The sequence below is a fragment of the Mycolicibacter heraklionensis genome (genome assembly GCF_001021505.1).
Classification (GTDB): Bacteria; Actinomycetota; Actinomycetes; order Mycobacteriales; family Mycobacteriaceae; genus Mycobacterium; species Mycobacterium heraklionense.
Genome location: NZ_LDPO01000004.1, coordinates 160,409 through 175,311, shown reverse-complemented (window position 1 = coordinate 175,311; position 14,903 = coordinate 160,409). Strand labels below are relative to the sequence as shown.

General features: G+C 65.3%; 14 protein-coding genes. 10 read left to right on the top strand and 4 right to left on the bottom strand.

Annotated features, from left to right (window positions below; genetic code table 11):
• Window positions 1-6: 6 nt before the first annotated feature.
• Window positions 7-1,554, bottom strand: a complete 1,548-nt coding sequence (locus tag ABW16_RS07670; RefSeq protein WP_052956804.1) for a PE-PPE domain-containing protein — start codon at window positions 1,552-1,554, stop codon at window positions 7-9.
• Complete coding sequence (locus tag ABW16_RS07665) at window positions 1,551-2,993, bottom strand: PE-PPE domain-containing protein (RefSeq protein ID WP_047318541.1); 1,443 nt, start codon at window positions 2,991-2,993, stop codon at window positions 1,551-1,553. The genes ABW16_RS07670 and ABW16_RS07665 overlap by 4 nt, the downstream gene beginning before the upstream one ends.
• 191 nt (window positions 2,994-3,184) lie before the next feature.
• On the opposite strand from ABW16_RS07665, the gene ABW16_RS07660 reads away from it, so the two are divergent.
• The 8 genes from ABW16_RS07660 to ABW16_RS07625 all read left to right on the top strand — a co-directional run bounded on the left by ABW16_RS07660 (window position 3,185) and on the right by ABW16_RS07625 (window position 11,680).
• The gene (locus tag ABW16_RS07660; RefSeq protein ID WP_047318540.1) at window positions 3,185-4,390 is read left to right on the top strand and encodes a lipid-transfer protein; all 1,206 of its coding nucleotides are present in this window, start codon (window positions 3,185-3,187) and stop codon (window positions 4,388-4,390) included.
• Between the two features lie 27 nt (window positions 4,391-4,417).
• A complete protein-coding gene (locus ABW16_RS07655) occupies window positions 4,418-4,858 on the top strand; it encodes a type II toxin-antitoxin system Rv0910 family toxin (RefSeq protein ID WP_047318539.1) in 441 nt (146 codons plus the stop codon).
• Between the two features lies 1 nt (window position 4,859).
• Window positions 4,860-5,726: a MaoC/PaaZ C-terminal domain-containing protein gene (locus tag ABW16_RS07650; protein ID WP_047318538.1), complete on the top strand. Its 867-nt coding sequence runs from the start codon at window positions 4,860-4,862 to the stop codon at window positions 5,724-5,726.
• Between the two features lie 20 nt (window positions 5,727-5,746).
• Entirely contained in the window at window positions 5,747-6,616 is an 870-nt protein-coding gene (locus tag ABW16_RS07645) for an SDR family oxidoreductase (RefSeq protein WP_047318537.1), read from the top strand.
• 17 nt (window positions 6,617-6,633) lie between these two features.
• Window positions 6,634-7,887: an acyl-CoA dehydrogenase family protein gene (locus ABW16_RS07640; protein WP_047318536.1), complete on the top strand. Its 1,254-nt coding sequence runs from the start codon at window positions 6,634-6,636 to the stop codon at window positions 7,885-7,887.
• A gap of 132 nt (window positions 7,888-8,019) precedes the next feature.
• Complete coding sequence (locus ABW16_RS07635) at window positions 8,020-9,336, top strand: cytochrome P450 (RefSeq protein WP_082133998.1); 1,317 nt, start codon at window positions 8,020-8,022, stop codon at window positions 9,334-9,336.
• Entirely contained in the window at window positions 9,333-10,181 is an 849-nt protein-coding gene (locus tag ABW16_RS07630) for an SDR family NAD(P)-dependent oxidoreductase (protein ID WP_047318640.1), read from the top strand. The genes ABW16_RS07635 and ABW16_RS07630 overlap by 4 nt, the downstream gene beginning before the upstream one ends.
• Window positions 10,178-11,680 carry a flavin-containing monooxygenase gene (locus ABW16_RS07625; protein WP_047318535.1) on the top strand — a complete coding sequence of 501 codons (1,503 nt, stop codon included), beginning with the start codon at window positions 10,178-10,180 and terminating at the stop codon, window positions 11,678-11,680. The genes ABW16_RS07630 and ABW16_RS07625 overlap by 4 nt, the downstream gene beginning before the upstream one ends.
• A gap of 10 nt (window positions 11,681-11,690) precedes the next feature.
• On the opposite strand, the gene ABW16_RS07620 is transcribed toward ABW16_RS07625, so the two are convergent.
• Window positions 11,691-12,122, bottom strand: a complete 432-nt coding sequence (locus ABW16_RS07620; RefSeq protein WP_047318534.1) for a type II toxin-antitoxin system Rv0910 family toxin — start codon at window positions 12,120-12,122, stop codon at window positions 11,691-11,693.
• Window positions 12,123-12,178: 56 nt separating this feature from the next.
• On the opposite strand from ABW16_RS07620, the gene ABW16_RS07615 reads away from it, so the two are divergent.
• The gene (locus tag ABW16_RS07615; protein ID WP_052956802.1) at window positions 12,179-13,216 is read left to right on the top strand and encodes an AraC family transcriptional regulator; all 1,038 of its coding nucleotides are present in this window, start codon (window positions 12,179-12,181) and stop codon (window positions 13,214-13,216) included.
• Window positions 13,217-13,297: 81 nt separating this feature from the next.
• On the top strand, window positions 13,298-14,182 hold the full coding sequence (locus tag ABW16_RS07610) for a metal-dependent hydrolase (RefSeq protein WP_233424711.1): 885 nt from the start codon (window positions 13,298-13,300) through the stop codon (window positions 14,180-14,182).
• Between the two features lie 3 nt (window positions 14,183-14,185).
• On the opposite strand, the gene mntR is transcribed toward ABW16_RS07610, so the two are convergent.
• The gene (gene mntR / locus ABW16_RS07605) at window positions 14,186-14,884 is read right to left on the bottom strand and encodes a manganese-binding transcriptional regulator MntR (RefSeq protein WP_047318533.1); all 699 of its coding nucleotides are present in this window, start codon (window positions 14,882-14,884) and stop codon (window positions 14,186-14,188) included.
• Between the last annotated feature and the right edge of the window lie 19 nt (window positions 14,885-14,903).

Genomic DNA, 14,903 nt, shown 5'->3' with positions numbered 1-14,903 from the left:
TCCCGGTTACGGCACAACGGCGGAAAGGATTTCGAGGCCACCGTCAACAGCTCCCTGCAGCGCCACGAGGTCGGCCGCCACGGCATTGAGAATGTCGTCGGCGAACACCAGCGCCGCGAAAAGGCCGATGGTGATGTCCTCGCCGGGTATGGCACCAAGAGTGCTGATGAAACCGGCGACGTCGCCCCCGGCCAGCGCGTCGACCGCAGAGAGGACGGCGTTGATGTTGACCGACGGCAGGGTGGTCACGGCCTCTAGGGCCATCTGCACCGGCGGCAGGAACGCCGCGGCGTTAACTCCCAGCGCCAAGGTCAGATTTGCGAACGTATTGGCACCCAGCGCCTGTACTACCGAAATGATGTTGCCGACGGTGTCACCCGGAATGATCGTGGGTACCGGAACCGGAGGGGCGGTGATGCCGGTGACCCCGGTGAGGATGTCCAGCGGCGAACCCGTCGCAGCCGCGGCGAAGTTCGATCCCAACGCTTCGAAGGTCACGCTGTTAAACGCGTCATTCCAACCCTGCTGCGCGCCCTTGACCAAGTCGGTCAAGAGATCGATGAGGTCGACGTTGGGCAGGAAGCCGGCCGGCGTGGGCACGTTCGCCGGCCCCGTCGAATAGCCGAAGTCGGGATCCCCGTAACCGAGGTTGACCAGCACCCTCAGATCCGGCTGGATCAGGTCGGCCAGGGGGTTTCCGATAATCGGCAGGGCACGCAGCGGCTCCAGCAGGGGAAGGTTCTCCGTGGGGACCATGTAGTAGGTGGTCGCGGTGCCGTAGGCCGGGTCGGTCGGCAGCTCGATCGCCGACGCGATCTGTTCCGGTGTCAGATTGCCGGCGGTCGGGTGTACAAACAGAAAGCCGGCGATCGCATTGAGGTCGGCCAGGATATTGATCGGGTACTGCGGATAGTCTGAGGCGCCGTCGTATTCAAGCGTGTAGACAGCCGTCGGGTAAATCGTGTCCGGTGGCGTCGCACCGTTGAATGTCACGCCCAGCGCCGGGAAGGCAAGATCGGGATAGCGGGCGAAGAGCCCGCCGTTCGGATTGTTCGGGTCGACGAGTAGCACGAATCCCAGCGCGTCGGCGCTGGGTTGTTGGTCGGCGGGCAGGGCGGCCAGCAGGCGCATCACTTCGCCGGCGACGACGCTGCTTTGCGAGTCGGTGAGGACGACGACATGGTTCCCCTCAGCGATCTGACGCAGAATGGCATTGTTCAGCGTGTTGGCGCCCGCGGCTACCGACTGGTTCAGCGTGAGGCTGCTGACTCCGGTCAACGGATAAAGTTGTTCGGGGGTATAGACACCCTGCGCATGGGCGCTGGTGAAACCGGGGAAATTCGGTGTGACGAATTTGTCGGTGCCGCCAATGATGAAGCCGGGCGGCGGGTTGGGTACCGAAAGCCCGGTGCCGCCCAGGACCAACGTGACGTCGTCGGCGTACGCGAACGGCACGCTGATCGTTGCGGTCAGCGCCAAGAGACCGATACCCGCGGCGGCGGCAAGCCGGAGACCTGCCCGGATCGGCCCATTCGGGTGCGGCGCGAAGGTCATGAGAAGAGTCCCGCGAGTGCGTCCACGGTGAATGTGGCTGTATTCAAGACGTTTAAGCCAAGAAGGCCCAGCCCCATCGAGATCAGCGCCGCGTCGGCTGCGAGCGGGTTACCGATCGCGTCGACAAGGTTGCCGGCCTCGATGCCGGCCATGAACAGTTGGGCGTTGTACAGCGGCACACTGGTCAGCAATGTCAGGAGCAGATCCGCGGTGGGAAGCAGCGCCGCGTAGTTGGTCGCGACTACCGAGGTGACGGTATTGACGATGTGGGTGAGCTCCGATACGAGATCGCCGGGGCCAGAGGGTATCGACGGCAGAGTCGCCGCGACCAGCGCCGCCGGGTCCGGCATGGACAGCGACCCGAGATCGTTCACGAACTGTTGGAATCCTTGCTGCGCCCCACGCGCCAGGTCGTCGAGGACCGTGCCGACGTCAATGTTGGGGAACAATCCGATCGGGGTGGGAACGTCGGCGTAGGTGGTCGCCGCAAAGGGATCGTCATAGCCCAAGTCGACGAGGACTTTCAAGGCCGGCTGGAGCAGATCGGCCAACGGATCGCCGACGACGGGGATCGACCGCAGCGGTTCCAGCAGTGGCAGATTCTCGGTCGGGATCATGTAGTAGGTGGTGGCACCGTCGTACCCCGGTGACGTCGCCAATTCCCTGGCGTCAGAGATCTGTTCGGCCGTGAGGGCCGGGTACATGCCATGCCCGTACAAGACGCCCAAGAGTGCGTTGAGGTCCGACAGCAGATTGAGCGGATACTTCGGGAAGTCGGCATAGCCGTCGTACTGGATCGTGTAGATATCGGTCGGGTAGGGGGTATCGGACGGTGTCGCGCCGGTCAGGGTCGCACCCAGGCTCGGCGCGGTGAACCCGACGAGGCGCTCGAAGAACCCGCCATTGGGATTGCTGGGATCGCCGATCAGCACGAAGTGGAGGTCGTCGGGGCTTGGTTGCTCCCCGGGCGGCAGTCCGGCCAGCTTCTGCATTTCCAAGCTGGCGATCACGGCGCTCTGCGAATAGCCCAGGACGGCGACGCGGTTTCCAGTGCCGACTTCCTGCATGATCGCGTCATGGAGGATCTGGACCCCCTGGTCCAGTGACTGGTCGAGAGTCAAGCTCTTGGTGCCGGTCAGTGGGTACAGGTTCTCGGGCGTGAACAGGCCTTGTGCTTGGTCCGCGGTGAAGTCCGGGAAATTCGGGGTGATGTATTTGGTGGTGACATCAACGATGTAGTCGGGGCTGGGGTTTGGGACCTGGATTCCGGTGCCGCCCATCACCAATGCCGTGTCGCCGGCGAGCAACAGTGTTTGCACCGTCCACGGCGTTGTCCCGATAGCAGGCGCTGACGCGACCGTGGAGGCCGCCGCCAGCAGAGTGGAGCCCGCGATCGCCCAGGGCGCGGCGCGCGACGAACCGATTCTGCGAGCTGTCATGGCGACCTCCGCGGAGCCAAAGTAACCACGTTCAGCTTCGAACGATGAGCAGAAGCTCAGGGTGTCCTCAGCTGCCCTTCACGCCCATACGGTCCACCATCTGGCAGAATTAGTCAAGATACAATCTGGCTTGTATGTTTCTATGTGTAGGGGCTGGAGTCGGCCCTGATGCGCAATACGGGAGGAGCCTGATGGCGAACAAGGTGTATGTGATCGGCGTTGGCATGACGAAGTTCGAGAAGCCGGGCCGTCGACTCAACGACGACGGGTCGGCATGGGACTACCCGGACATGGCCCGGGAATCCGGCACCAAGGCGCTGGCCGACGCCGGGATCGACTACCGCGAGGTGGAACAGGGCTACGTCGGTTACGTCTACGGCGAGTCCACCTCCGGTCAGCGGGCCCTGTACGAGCTGGGGCTGACCGGGATCCCGGTCGTCAACGTCAACAACAACTGTTCGACCGGGTCGACAGCGCTCTACCTCGCCGCCCAAGCGATCCGGGGCGGGCTGGCCGACTGCACCATCGCGCTGGGCTTCGAGAAGATGAAGCCCGGTTCGCTGGAGTCCACCTACGACGACCGTGCCCAGCCGATGGAAAAGCATGTGCTCGCGATGGCCGAGATCTCCGAAGTGCTGTTCCCGGTTGCGCCGTGGATGTTCGGCGCCGCGGGCCGCGAACACATCAAGCAACACGGCTCGACCGCCGAGCATTTCGCCAAGATCGGCTACAAGAACCACAAACATTCGGTCAACAACCCCTACGCCCAGTTCCAGGACGAATACAGCCTCGACGACATCCTGGGCTCGCGAATGATCTACGACCCGCTGACCAAGCTCCAGTGCTCGCCGACCTCGGACGGGTCGGGTGCGGCGATTCTGGCCAGCGAGGCGTTTGTCGACAAGCACGGCCTGGCCGGGCGAGCGGTCGAAATCGTCGGGCAGGCGATGACCACCGACTTCGCCTCCACCTTCGACGGCAGCGCCAAGAACCTGATCGGCTACGACATGAATGTGCAAGCCGCGCAACGTGTCTACCAGCAGTCCGGCCTGGGTCCGGAAGACTTCCAGGTGATCGAGCTGCATGACTGCTTCTCGGCGAACGAGCTGCTGCTCTATGAAGCGCTGGGGCTCTGCGCCGAGGGCGACGCGCCCAAGCTGATCGACGCCGGCGACACCACCTACGGCGGGCGCTGGGTGGTCAACCCCTCTGGCGGCTTGATCTCCAAGGGACATCCGCTGGGCGCCACCGGGTTGGCGCAGTGCTCCGAACTGACCTGGCAGCTCCGGGGCGACGCCGACAAACGCCAGGTGCCGGGCGTCACCGCCGCCCTGCAACACAACATCGGCCTCGGCGGAGCCGCCGTGGTCACCGCCTACCAGCGCGCCGAGCGCTAAACCATCGATAGCCGAGGAGAACACCCCATGGGACACATCGAAGCCACCAAAAGCCTGGCCGTCAGCCCGAACGCGCTGTGGGACACCATCAGCGACCTGTCCAGCTGGGACCAGTGGTTCACCATCCACGAGAAGTGGCTCACCGAACCACCGGCCGCACTGGCCGAGGGATCGGCGCTGACCGCCAAGATCGTCATGCTGGGGATGGCGAACAAGATCGAATGGACCGTCGAGAAGGTCGACGCCCCGACCAGCCTGACGCTCTCGGGGACCGGTATGGCGGGCGTGAAGTGCCGCTTCGACTTCACCGTTACACCCGATGGTGACGGCTCCCAATTCAGCGTGGCCGGCGACTTCGAGGGCGCGCTGATCAAGGGTGCGCTAGGTAAGGCGGTCGAGAAGGACGGCGCCAAGCAACTCGACAAGACCCTTGTGCAGCTCGAGGCGTTGGCGTCGGCGGCGGCCTGAGGTGGACGACGATCTGGCATTCGACGATGCCGGGCTGGACAAGTGGAGCGACGAGGACCGCTTCGAGGTCACCCGGGATCGGATCGCCGAGTACGCCGCGGCGACCAACGATCCGATCGCCGCGCACCGCAGCGGTGAGCTCGCACCGCCGGTGTTTGCGATCGTGCCGGTGTTCGAGTCACTGCTGGTTCCAGCGGTCGAGGTAGCACCGGTCGAGCTGATCCCGCGGGTGGTGCACGGCGAACAGGACTTCCATTTCCACCGGCCCATCCGACCGGGAGACAAGCTGGTCTCTCGCGGCAAGATGATCGGCTACGAAGGACTGGAGAAGGGCACTCGCGCGGCGATTCTGCTCGAATGCCGCACCGAGGACGGCGAACTGGTCAACGAGCAGTACGTGACCTGCTTTTTCCGCGGACACAACGCCGGCAAGAAGATCGGTGAGCTCAGTCCGGAGCACAAGTTCGACCCGACATTGCAGGACGGGGCGCCCATCGCCAAGGTCGTCCAGCACGTCGATGCCGACCAGACGTTCCGCTACGCACCGGCTTCCGGTGACCCGATGCCGATCCACCTCGACGAGGAGGTTGCGAAGTCGGCCGGACTGCCGGGCATCATCGCGCACGGCCTATGCACCATGGCGTTCACGTCCTGGGCGGTGCTCACCGAGGTCGGTGGGTCGGATGTATCTCGGCTCAAGCGATTTGCGGTGCGGTTCTCCAAGATGGTGCTGCCCGGCGATGACCTGGAGACCCGGATCTGGAAAACCGGATCGGCGGACAACACGACCAGTTACGCATTCGAGACGGCGCGCGTCGGCACCGACGAATTGGCCATTACCGACGGCTTGGCCGTCATCGCAGACTAGAACACAGCAAGGAGTCATACATGGGTGTATTGGAAGGCCGTGTCGCCGTCATCACCGGAGCCGGCCGAGGAATCGGCCGGGAACACGCGTTGCTGTTCGCCCGCGAGGGCGCCAGCGTCGTGGTTAACGACCTGGGCGGCAGTAATGCCGGCGAGGGCTCCGACACCACCACCGCGCAGCAGGTCGTTGACGAGATCGTGGCGGCCGGCGGACGAGCGGTCGCCAACACCGACAGTGTCGCAGATTGGAGTGCCGCGAAAGGCATTGTCCAGCAGGCCATCGACGAGTTCGGCCGGTTGGACGTGCTGGTCAACAACGCCGGCATTCTGCGTGATGCCTTCATCCCCGGTATGGAGGAATCACAATGGGATGCGGTGATCGCCGTGCACCTCAAGGGGCATTTCGCGATGCTGCACCACGCCGCGGCGTATTGGAAGGCGCAGTCCAAGGCCGGTGACCAGCCGAACGCCGCGGTGATCAACACCGCCTCGGGGTCCGGGGTCACGCTGCCCAACCCCGGGCAGGCGAACTACGGTGCGGCCAAGGCAGGGATTGCCGCACTGACCCTGATCGCGGCGGAGGAACTGGACCGCTACGGAGTGCGCGTCAACGCCATCGCTCCGATCGCACGTACCCGCCTCACCCTGGCCACGCCCGGCATGGGTGCGCTGATGGCCGAGCCCGAGGAAGGGGAGCTGGACCTGTTCAGCCCGGCCAACATCTCCCCGCTGGTGGCCTATCTGGCCACCGAGAAGTGCCCGGTCACCGGCACCGTGTACGCGGTACAGGGTGGCGCCATCTCGCGGCTGTCCGGTTGGCACGACACCGACACCATCGAGACCGACGGCATCTGGCAGCTCGACGACATCGCGGCACGGCTGCCGCACTGACCCCGGGGAGAACAGCCATGTTCGAGTGGTCCGAAACCGACCTCATCATGCGCGACACAGTTCGCGGCTTCATCGACAAAGAGATCCGCCCGCACCTGGACGCACTGGAAACCGGAGAGATACCGCCCTATCCGATCGCACGCAAGCTGTTCAGCGAGTTCGGCCTGGACGTGCTGGCCGGCGAAGCGGTCAAGAACATGCTGGACAAACAACGCGCCAAGGCCGAGTCCGATGCGCCGGCGGCCGACCGCGAATCCTCGGGCGGAATGGGCGATCTCGGCGGGCAACTGTCGATGGCCGCGATCATGGTCTCCGAACTGTCCGGAGTCAGCATCGGGCTGCTGAGCACCGTCGGCGTCAGCCTCGGGCTCGGCGCGGCCACGATCCTCAGCCGTGGCACGCTGGCGCAGAAGGAGCGCTGGCTGCCGGAATTGATGACGTTGGAGAAGATTGCCTGCTGGGCCATCACCGAACCCGACGCCGGCTCGGACGCGTTCGGCGGAATGAAGACCTACGTCAGACGCGACGGTGACAACTACATCCTCAACGGGCAGAAGACGTTCATCACCAACGGCCCCTACGCCGACGTGCTGATCGTCTACGCCAAGCTGGACGAGGGTGATCCGAGCATCGACAAGCGCAACCGGCCGGTGCTGACCTTTGTTCTGGACGCCGGGATGCCGGGACTGACTCAGGGCAAGCCGTTCAAGAAGATGGGCATGATGTCCTCACCGACCGGTGAGTTGTTCTTCGACAACGTGCGGCTCACCCCGGACCGGTTGCTCGGCGAGACCGAACAGCACACCGGTGGTGACGGGCGAGAAAGCGCCCGAGCCAATTTCGTCGCCGAACGCGCGGGCGTGGCCCTGATGTCGCTGGGCATCATCAACGAATGCCATCGGCTCTGCCTCGACTACGCCAAGACCCGCACGCTGTGGGGCCAGAACATCGGCCAGTTCCAGCTGATCCAACTCAAGCTGGCCAAGATGGAGGTTGCCCGGATCAACGTGCAGAACATGGTGTTTCAGACGCTGGAGAAAGTGCAGGCCGGCAAGATTCCGTCGCTGGCCGAGGCGTCGGCGATGAAACTGTATTCCTCGGAGGCTGCCACCGAGGTCGCGATGGACGCTGTGCAGCTGTTCGGCGGCAACGGCTACATGGCCGAATACCGGGTCGAGCAGTTGGCCCGCGACGCCAAGTCGCTGATGATCTACGCCGGCAGCAACGAGGTTCAGGTCACCCACATCGCCAAGGGGCTGCTGGGCGGCTGATCGGTGACCGTCACCCAAGCCCGGGTGTCCTGTCGCTGAGCCACGACGATGACGCGCAGTCTGTCTGAAACGATCAAATAGGTGTCCGTTCCGCGCATTCCGGTCCGGGCTCAACAGTCCTAACGTCGGGATATGCCCAGCGACCTGCTGCACCCCCCGGCCAGAGCGATCGCGGCGGCGGCCCGCACCGCGATCGGCGATCTGGGGCGCCCCTTCGCCGTCGGTGCCTATCGCGATCTCCGTCGTCCGCGCGCCCGGCTCGCGCCAGCCGCCGTACCGCGCACCACCTTCGATCCCACACTGCCGGAGAGCATCGCGAACCCGCATCCGGACTTCGAACGGATCCGGGAGCACCCGGTGGTGGTCAACGAACGACTCGGCGTGTGGATGCTCGGGCGCTATGCCGACGTCCACGCCGCCGCCCGCGACAACGAGATCTTCTCGTCGTCGCACGGGATCATGCTGCGCTCTACGCCGGGTCCCTCGATCATCACCACTGATCCGCCGAACCACGAGCGGCTGCGGCGGGTCACCCAGCCCATGTTCAGTAAGAAGTCGATCGCGTCTTTCACCGACGACATCAGGGAATTGGCCGCCGACGGAGTCAAACAGCTTCAACGTGGCGAAGTCGTCGACATGGTGCCGGCGTTGACCATCCCGTTGCCGGTCAACGTGATCGCCCGAGTTCTCGGGGTACCCCGCGATCAATGGGAACAGTTTCGGGCCGTCTCCGATCGGTGGGCGCAGATATTCAGCCCCAGAACGATTTTCGAGGTTCTTCGTCTCACATCGACGAGTTTCTCGGCCTACATCCAATACCGCAGCTTCGTCGCGGCCGAACTCAAACGCCGCGCCGGAAGTGCGGGCGCCGAAGTGCTGGACAGGCTGCGGCTGGCCGTCGATACCGGAGAAATCTCTGACCAAGAGGCGTTCTACTACGCCTTGATCGTGCTGGTTGCCGGCAATGAGACCACCACCAACCTGCTGGGCATGCTGTTGATCCGGCTCGCGCAAGACCCGGAACTGTTCGCCGCGTTGCGTGCGGACCGCAGCCTGCTGGGCGCGGCGGTCGAGGAAACCGCCCGCTGGGGCTCGCCGGTGCAATGGGTGACCAGGATCGCCACCGCGGACTGCGAGATCGGCGGAGCGGTTGTGCCGCGCGACGCCCGGGTGGTCTTGTTCTACGCATCGGCCAACCGCGACCCGCGTAAGTTCCCCGACCCGAACCGATTCGACGTCCACCGAGCGACGGCGGCCCACCTCGGCTTCGGGCATGGCATCCACTTCTGTCTCGGAGCGCACCTGGCACGACTCGAGGTCGTTACCGCCATCGACTACCTACTCGACGAGGTCGACGGTCTGGAGTTGGCCGGACCGGTGCGGTGGGGGACAACGCCGTCGCTGCAGGGTCCGGTGTCGGTGCCGCTGCGGGTCAGGAAGACCGCATGAGAGCCTCCGTGCGGCAACGAATTGCCGGCACCACGGTCCTGATCACCGGTGGGGCGCAGGGGATCGGTGCTCAAGTCGCCAGGCAACTGGTCGACCATGGGGCGCGGGTGGCAATCCTGGATCGAGACATCGCGCGTGCGAACCGGCTGGTCGGTGAACTCGGCGGCGCCGCAGCCGCGTTCGAGGCCGACGTGACGTCCGTTGAGTCGATGACGATCGCCTGCGCGGCGGCGGCCGAGCACTTCGGCGGGCTGGATGCCGTGGTGGCCAACGCCGGCATCCCCGGCCCGTCCGCCACCGTCACGGTGGTCGACCCGAGCGACTGGCGGGCGGTCATCGACGTCAACCTGGTGGGCGTGTTCCACACCATGGCGACTGCGCTGCCCTACCTGCGGCAACGGCGCGGCTATCTGCTGGCTGTCGCGTCCATCGGAGCGGTGATACCGGGGCCCACGGTCAGCGCGTACATGGCGTCCAAATCCGGAGTGGAGTCGCTGGTTCGCTCCCTGCGCATCGAACTCGGTGGCAGTGGGGTCGACGTCGGTATCGGCTACTTCGGGTTGATCGACACCGGATTGGCGCAGGAGATGCTGAATCGCCCCGGACTGGGCGCGGTGATGGCGAGACTGCCGGGAGCGGTCGGCAAGCCCATCCGGGTCGAGGTGGCGGCCGCGCAGATCGTCGCCGGTATCGCCCGACGCGCCCGTCGGGTCTATGCGCCCCGCTGGGTGCCCCTCCTGGTCGACCTGCGGGCACCGCTCGTCCTGGGCGACCGGTTGCTGGCGTGGTCGCCCGTGATGCGCCGTGCGGTGCGCGCCGCAGAACAGGGGGAGGACGGCCCGTGACGCGACGCAAGCCTTCGGTCGGCATCGTAGGGGCCGGCATGTCGGGTCTGTGTCAGGCGATCATGCTGCTTCGGGCCGGTATCTGCGACGTCACCCTCTACGAGAAGGCGCACGACGTCGGCGGAACCTGGCGGGACAACACCTATCCCGGCCTGTCCTGCGACGTGCCGTCCCGGTTTTATCAATTCACCTTCGCGTCCAAACCCGGCTGGAGCAGATTCTTCTCCCCGGGCGGCGAGATCTTCGACTACTTCCGTTGGGTGACCGACGAATACCGCCTGAGGGACCGGATCCGATTCGGTGTCGAGATCACCGAGGCGCGTTTCGACGGTCGCAGCTGGCAGCTTTCCACCACGACCGGGCAGACGGCTACGCACGACTTCCTCATTTCGGCCGCCGGGGTGCTGCGGGAACCGCGGATGCCCGACATCGAAGGGCTGTCGGACTTTTGCGGACCGGTCATGCACTCGGCGAGGTGGGACCACAGCGCGGAGCTGGCCGGCAAGCGCGTCGCGGTCATCGGCACCGGGTCAACCGGTGTGCAGCTGGTGTGCGGTCTGGCCGACTCGGTCGGCGTTCTGGAGCTGTATCAGCGCAGTGCGCAATGGATTCTGCCGCTGCCCAATCCGAGCTACCGGCGCTGGACCGGCGCGTTGCACCGCCGGTTCCCCGTGCTGGACGCCCTGGCCTACCGTGGCTTTGACCACGCATTCGAGTTCTTCGCTCGCGCCCTGGTGCGCCCGGGGTGGCGGCGCACGTTCTTATCTCGCGCCTGCCGGATCAATCTGCGCACGGTGCGTGAGCCCGACCTGCGTCGCAGGCTCACTCCGGACTACCAGCCGATGTGCCGGCGGCTGGTGATCTCTGCGGGCTTCTATTCGGCCGTGCAACGCCGCAACGTGCACCTGATCGACACCGGGATCGACCGCATCGAGCGACGCGGCATCGTCACCCGCGATGGCATGTTGCATGAACTCGACGCCATCGTGCTGGCCACCGGGTTCGACGCCCATGCGTTCATGCGGCCGATGGCGGTGGCGGGTCCCGGTGGGCTCACCGTCGAGCAGTTGTGGGCAGCCGGCCCCAAGGCCCACCTGGGCGTGGCACTGCCCGGCTTTCCGAACTTCTTCATGCTGATCGGGCCGCATAGCCCGGTCGGCAACTACTCGTTGACTGCGATCGCCGAGGCGCAGGCCGGGTACATTCTGGGCTGGATCCAGCGTTGGTGCGATGGTGAATTCGACACCGTCGCACCCACATTGCATGCCACCGACGAGTTCAACGCGAGCATGCATGACGCCATGCCGGGCACCGTGTGGGCGACCGGTTGCACGAGTTGGTATCTGGGTGCCGATGGCCTGCCCGAGTTGTGGCCATGGACACCCAATACGTATCGACGCCGGCTCGCCGCGACTCCCGACGCCGAACACTACGAGCTGGGGGAGTACGTAGTCGCGGCGCTACCGTCGAGAACGACCGCCGGCGGGACCAGGTCATGAGGAAGCTCACTCAGGTGTACAGCGATTCGAAGTGCTTGATGGACCGCTCGATGTCGCCCTTGACCGCGCGGGCGGCGGTGGCCCCGATCGGGCCGAACAGCGGCCGGCCACCCAGGTCCATCCGCAGAGTGAACTTCGAACCGGAGACGGCTGGGGCGATGGCCAGGGTCAGCGCGTACTTCGTACCGCCCACTCCGTCGCCGGTCAGTTCCAGCAGGGCGGGCGGGTCGACCCTGCGGACCGTCCAGGTGACGCGGTTACGCATGCCCTTGGCTCCCGCCACTCCGATCAAGGTGGTTCCTGCCTCGAGTTCGGCCGGTATCTCACAGCGCCAGCCCTGGTGCAGGGACAGCCAGTCACCCAATTCGGCCAGATCCGACGCATGAGACCAGGCTTCGTCGGGAGGCAGTGACAGCTCGCGGGACAACTCAAGTTTGGCCATCGGCAAATCGTAGAGCGGTAGGTGCGCGCCGATCCAAATTTGATATATTCGGACACGTGTCGATCGGCGGTGCCGCGCAGGCGGATTGGGACATTCCCCGGCCGGTGGCGACCTGTCGGCATCTTCTTCAGGCCGCCCGCCTGCATGGCATCGATGCGGCGGGGTGTCTTGCGGGTACCGGTGTCACGCCGGCTGACATCGAGGACAGTGCGATCGAGGTCCAAGCCGGCCAGGAACTCGCGATCCTGCGTAACATCCTTGGCCGGGTAACAGATCCACACGAGTTCGCCCGTGACGTCGGTCTGCAGTACAACTTCGCGAACACCGGTGTGCTCGGCTATGCGCTGCTGGCCAGCCCGACCCTGGGCGATGCGGTCAACACGGCCTGCCGGTACGCGACGTTGTCGTCGACGTTTCTGCGGCTGACCCGCCACGACACCCCTGAGGGCGCCGTGCTCGAGTTCGACGACAGTGCCGTGCCCGCCGACGTCCGGACCTTCATGTTGGAACGGGATCTGTTCGCGCTGACCAACATGGTGCCGCTGCTGATCGGCCAGCTGAACTCGGACGCGCCGATCAAGGTCGAGCTGCCGGGCATCGAATTTCCCGTCGAACGTCTCGAGTTTCCCTGGGTGACAATCGAAGTCGACGTCGCCGCGAAGCGCAGTGCGATCACCATCCCCGTCGAAGTGCTGGCGCTACCGATGCCGGCGGCGGACCCCGCTGCCGCCGAGGCGTGCGCCCTGCAGTGCGAAGAGCTCTTGCAGACCCGTCGTCGGCGGCGGGGAATCGCCGCACAGGTGCGCTCCCGGCTGGTCCGGGACCCCGGCGTGCTGCCGTCGATGGCGGTGATCGCCGACGAACTGTGCATCACCGAGCGCACCCTGCATCGCCGCCTTGCAGGCGAACACACCAGCTACCGCGCGTTGGTCGACGAGGTGCGGGTGACCCTGGCGGCAGCCATGCTCGAATCGGGCCTCACCGTCGAGGAAACGGCCCGTCAACTGGGATATTCGGAGACGGCCGCTTTCAGTCGTGCCTTTATCCGGTGGGTCGGCACACCGCCCAGCAAACACCGGGGACGAAGGCCCTGACGGTCGGCTGTCCGAAAACATCAAATCCTTGTCCGGCTCGCACATTCCGCCCGCCCGGAAGTCGGACCTAGCGTCGTTGGCATGACGAACGTGATGACATACCCGGCCGTCCGACGACTGAACTTCGGTTTCGGTGAACAGCCCGCCGGCGACCGGTATTTCGCCGACGGCAGCATTGTGTTCAGCCATCTGGTGGCCATCTTGTCGGCGATCTTCCCGCCGGGCGAGGACATCTTCGTGCGCTCGGTGCGCCGCTACTCCGACCAGCTCACCGACCCCGACTTGAAGAAGCGGGTGGCCGGCTTCGTCGGGCAGGAGAAGACGCACGGCCGCCAGCACCGTGAGCTCAATGAGCAACTCGCGGTCATGGGATACCCGACCGCGTGGTTCGAGTACCTGCTGGGCAGCACCGAGCGGATGGAGAAGTTCCTCGACCAGCAGTTCCCCAACCCGGACCGGCTGCCTCGCCTTCGCCACTTCTTCCTCGGGTTCACGGTGGCCGCAGAACATTTCACCGCGGTGTGGGCGGAGAACATCCTGAAACGCCCGGCGGTCCAGGCGATGATGTACGACCCCGAGATCCGCAATCTGCTGAACTGGCATGCGCTGGAAGAGCTGGAGCACAAGTCGGTTGCTTTCGACGTGTACCGGGCTGTCGGCGTACCGGAGTCGACGCGTATCCGCTGGATGCGCTTCGCGCAGAACTGCGGAATCCCGATTCTGGTGCTGTTCTCTTGGCTTTCGATCGCCACCACCGACGTCGAGGGCCGCCGTCAACCGTTCCGGATCCTCAAGGAAACGGTGCAGATGCTGCGCAACCCGATGTGGAAGGGCTTCTACTTCGATATGCGGCCCTTCAAGAAGCGTGACTTTCACCCCGACCAGATCGACACCACCGAACTCATCGCGTACTGGCAGCAGGAACTCTTCGGGGCGGAAGGCCAGCTGGCCGACCACGTGAAGTAAGGGCTAGACCACCCAGATCGCCTGGGCGGCAGGGCTGCCCAGGTCAACGGTGGCCTGCTCGCGATCGGAGCCCGCGGGCGAATCAAGGGCTATCGAGATGATCCCGGCGAAGTCGCGGCGAGTCAGCACCCGCAACCGGGCATCGAGGCTGATGCCCACCTGGGCGAAGTAGCGCAGCATCTCCGGATCGTTGTCGGAGATGCGGGCCACCGTGCCGGTCTCGCCCTCGGCGCACGCCCACAGTTGGCGGGCCGGAGGAGTCGGCACCTGACCGTCCGTCGCCGGGATCGGGTCGCCGTGCGGGTCGCGCTGCGGGAAGCCCAGCTTGGCGTCGATACGTGCGATCAGCCGGTCGGACACCGCGTGCTCGAGGACTTCGGCTTCGTCGTGCACCTCATCCCAGCTGTAGCCCAGTTCGCGCACCAGAAAGGTCTCGATCAGGCGGTGCCGGCGCACCATGGCGAGCGCGGCCCGGCGCCCCTCGTCGGTCAGGGTCACCGCGCCGTACTTCTCGTGGTCCACCAAGCCCGCATCGGCGAGCTTGCGGATCGACTCCGAGGCGGTGCTGGCCGACACGCCGATCTTCTCCGCCAGCATCTTGGTGCTGACCTTGTCCGGTGACCATTCCTGGGCGGTCCAGATGACTTTCAGATAGTCCTGGGCGACGCTACTCAGCCCATCCGACTGCTCCCAAGGGCTCACAACGGGACAGTTTAGGCTG

Bases quoted from the DNA above. Each gene is read 5' to 3' on its own strand.
- ABW16_RS07665 (WP_047318541.1), bottom strand. From the start codon at position 2,993: ATGACAGCTCGCAGAATCGGTTCGTCGCGCGCCGCGCCCTGGGCGATC.
- ABW16_RS07645 (WP_047318537.1), top strand. From the start codon at position 5,747: ATGGGTGTATTGGAAGGCCGTGTCGCCGTCATCACCGGAGCCGGCCGA.
- ABW16_RS07660 (WP_047318540.1), top strand. From the start codon at position 3,185: ATGGCGAACAAGGTGTATGTGATCGGCGTTGGCATGACGAAGTTCGAG.
- ABW16_RS07630 (WP_047318640.1), top strand. From the start codon at position 9,333: ATGAGAGCCTCCGTGCGGCAACGAATTGCCGGCACCACGGTCCTGATC.
- ABW16_RS07640 (WP_047318536.1), top strand. From the start codon at position 6,634: ATGTTCGAGTGGTCCGAAACCGACCTCATCATGCGCGACACAGTTCGC.
- ABW16_RS07670 (WP_052956804.1), bottom strand. From the start codon at position 1,554: ATGACCTTCGCGCCGCACCCGAATGGGCCGATCCGGGCAGGTCTCCGG.
- ABW16_RS07635 (WP_082133998.1), top strand. From the start codon at position 8,020: ATGCCCAGCGACCTGCTGCACCCCCCGGCCAGAGCGATCGCGGCGGCG.
- ABW16_RS07620 (WP_047318534.1), bottom strand. From the start codon at position 12,122: ATGGCCAAACTTGAGTTGTCCCGCGAGCTGTCACTGCCTCCCGACGAA.
- ABW16_RS07655 (WP_047318539.1), top strand. From the start codon at position 4,418: ATGGGACACATCGAAGCCACCAAAAGCCTGGCCGTCAGCCCGAACGCG.
- ABW16_RS07610 (WP_233424711.1), top strand. From the start codon at position 13,298: ATGACGAACGTGATGACATACCCGGCCGTCCGACGACTGAACTTCGGT.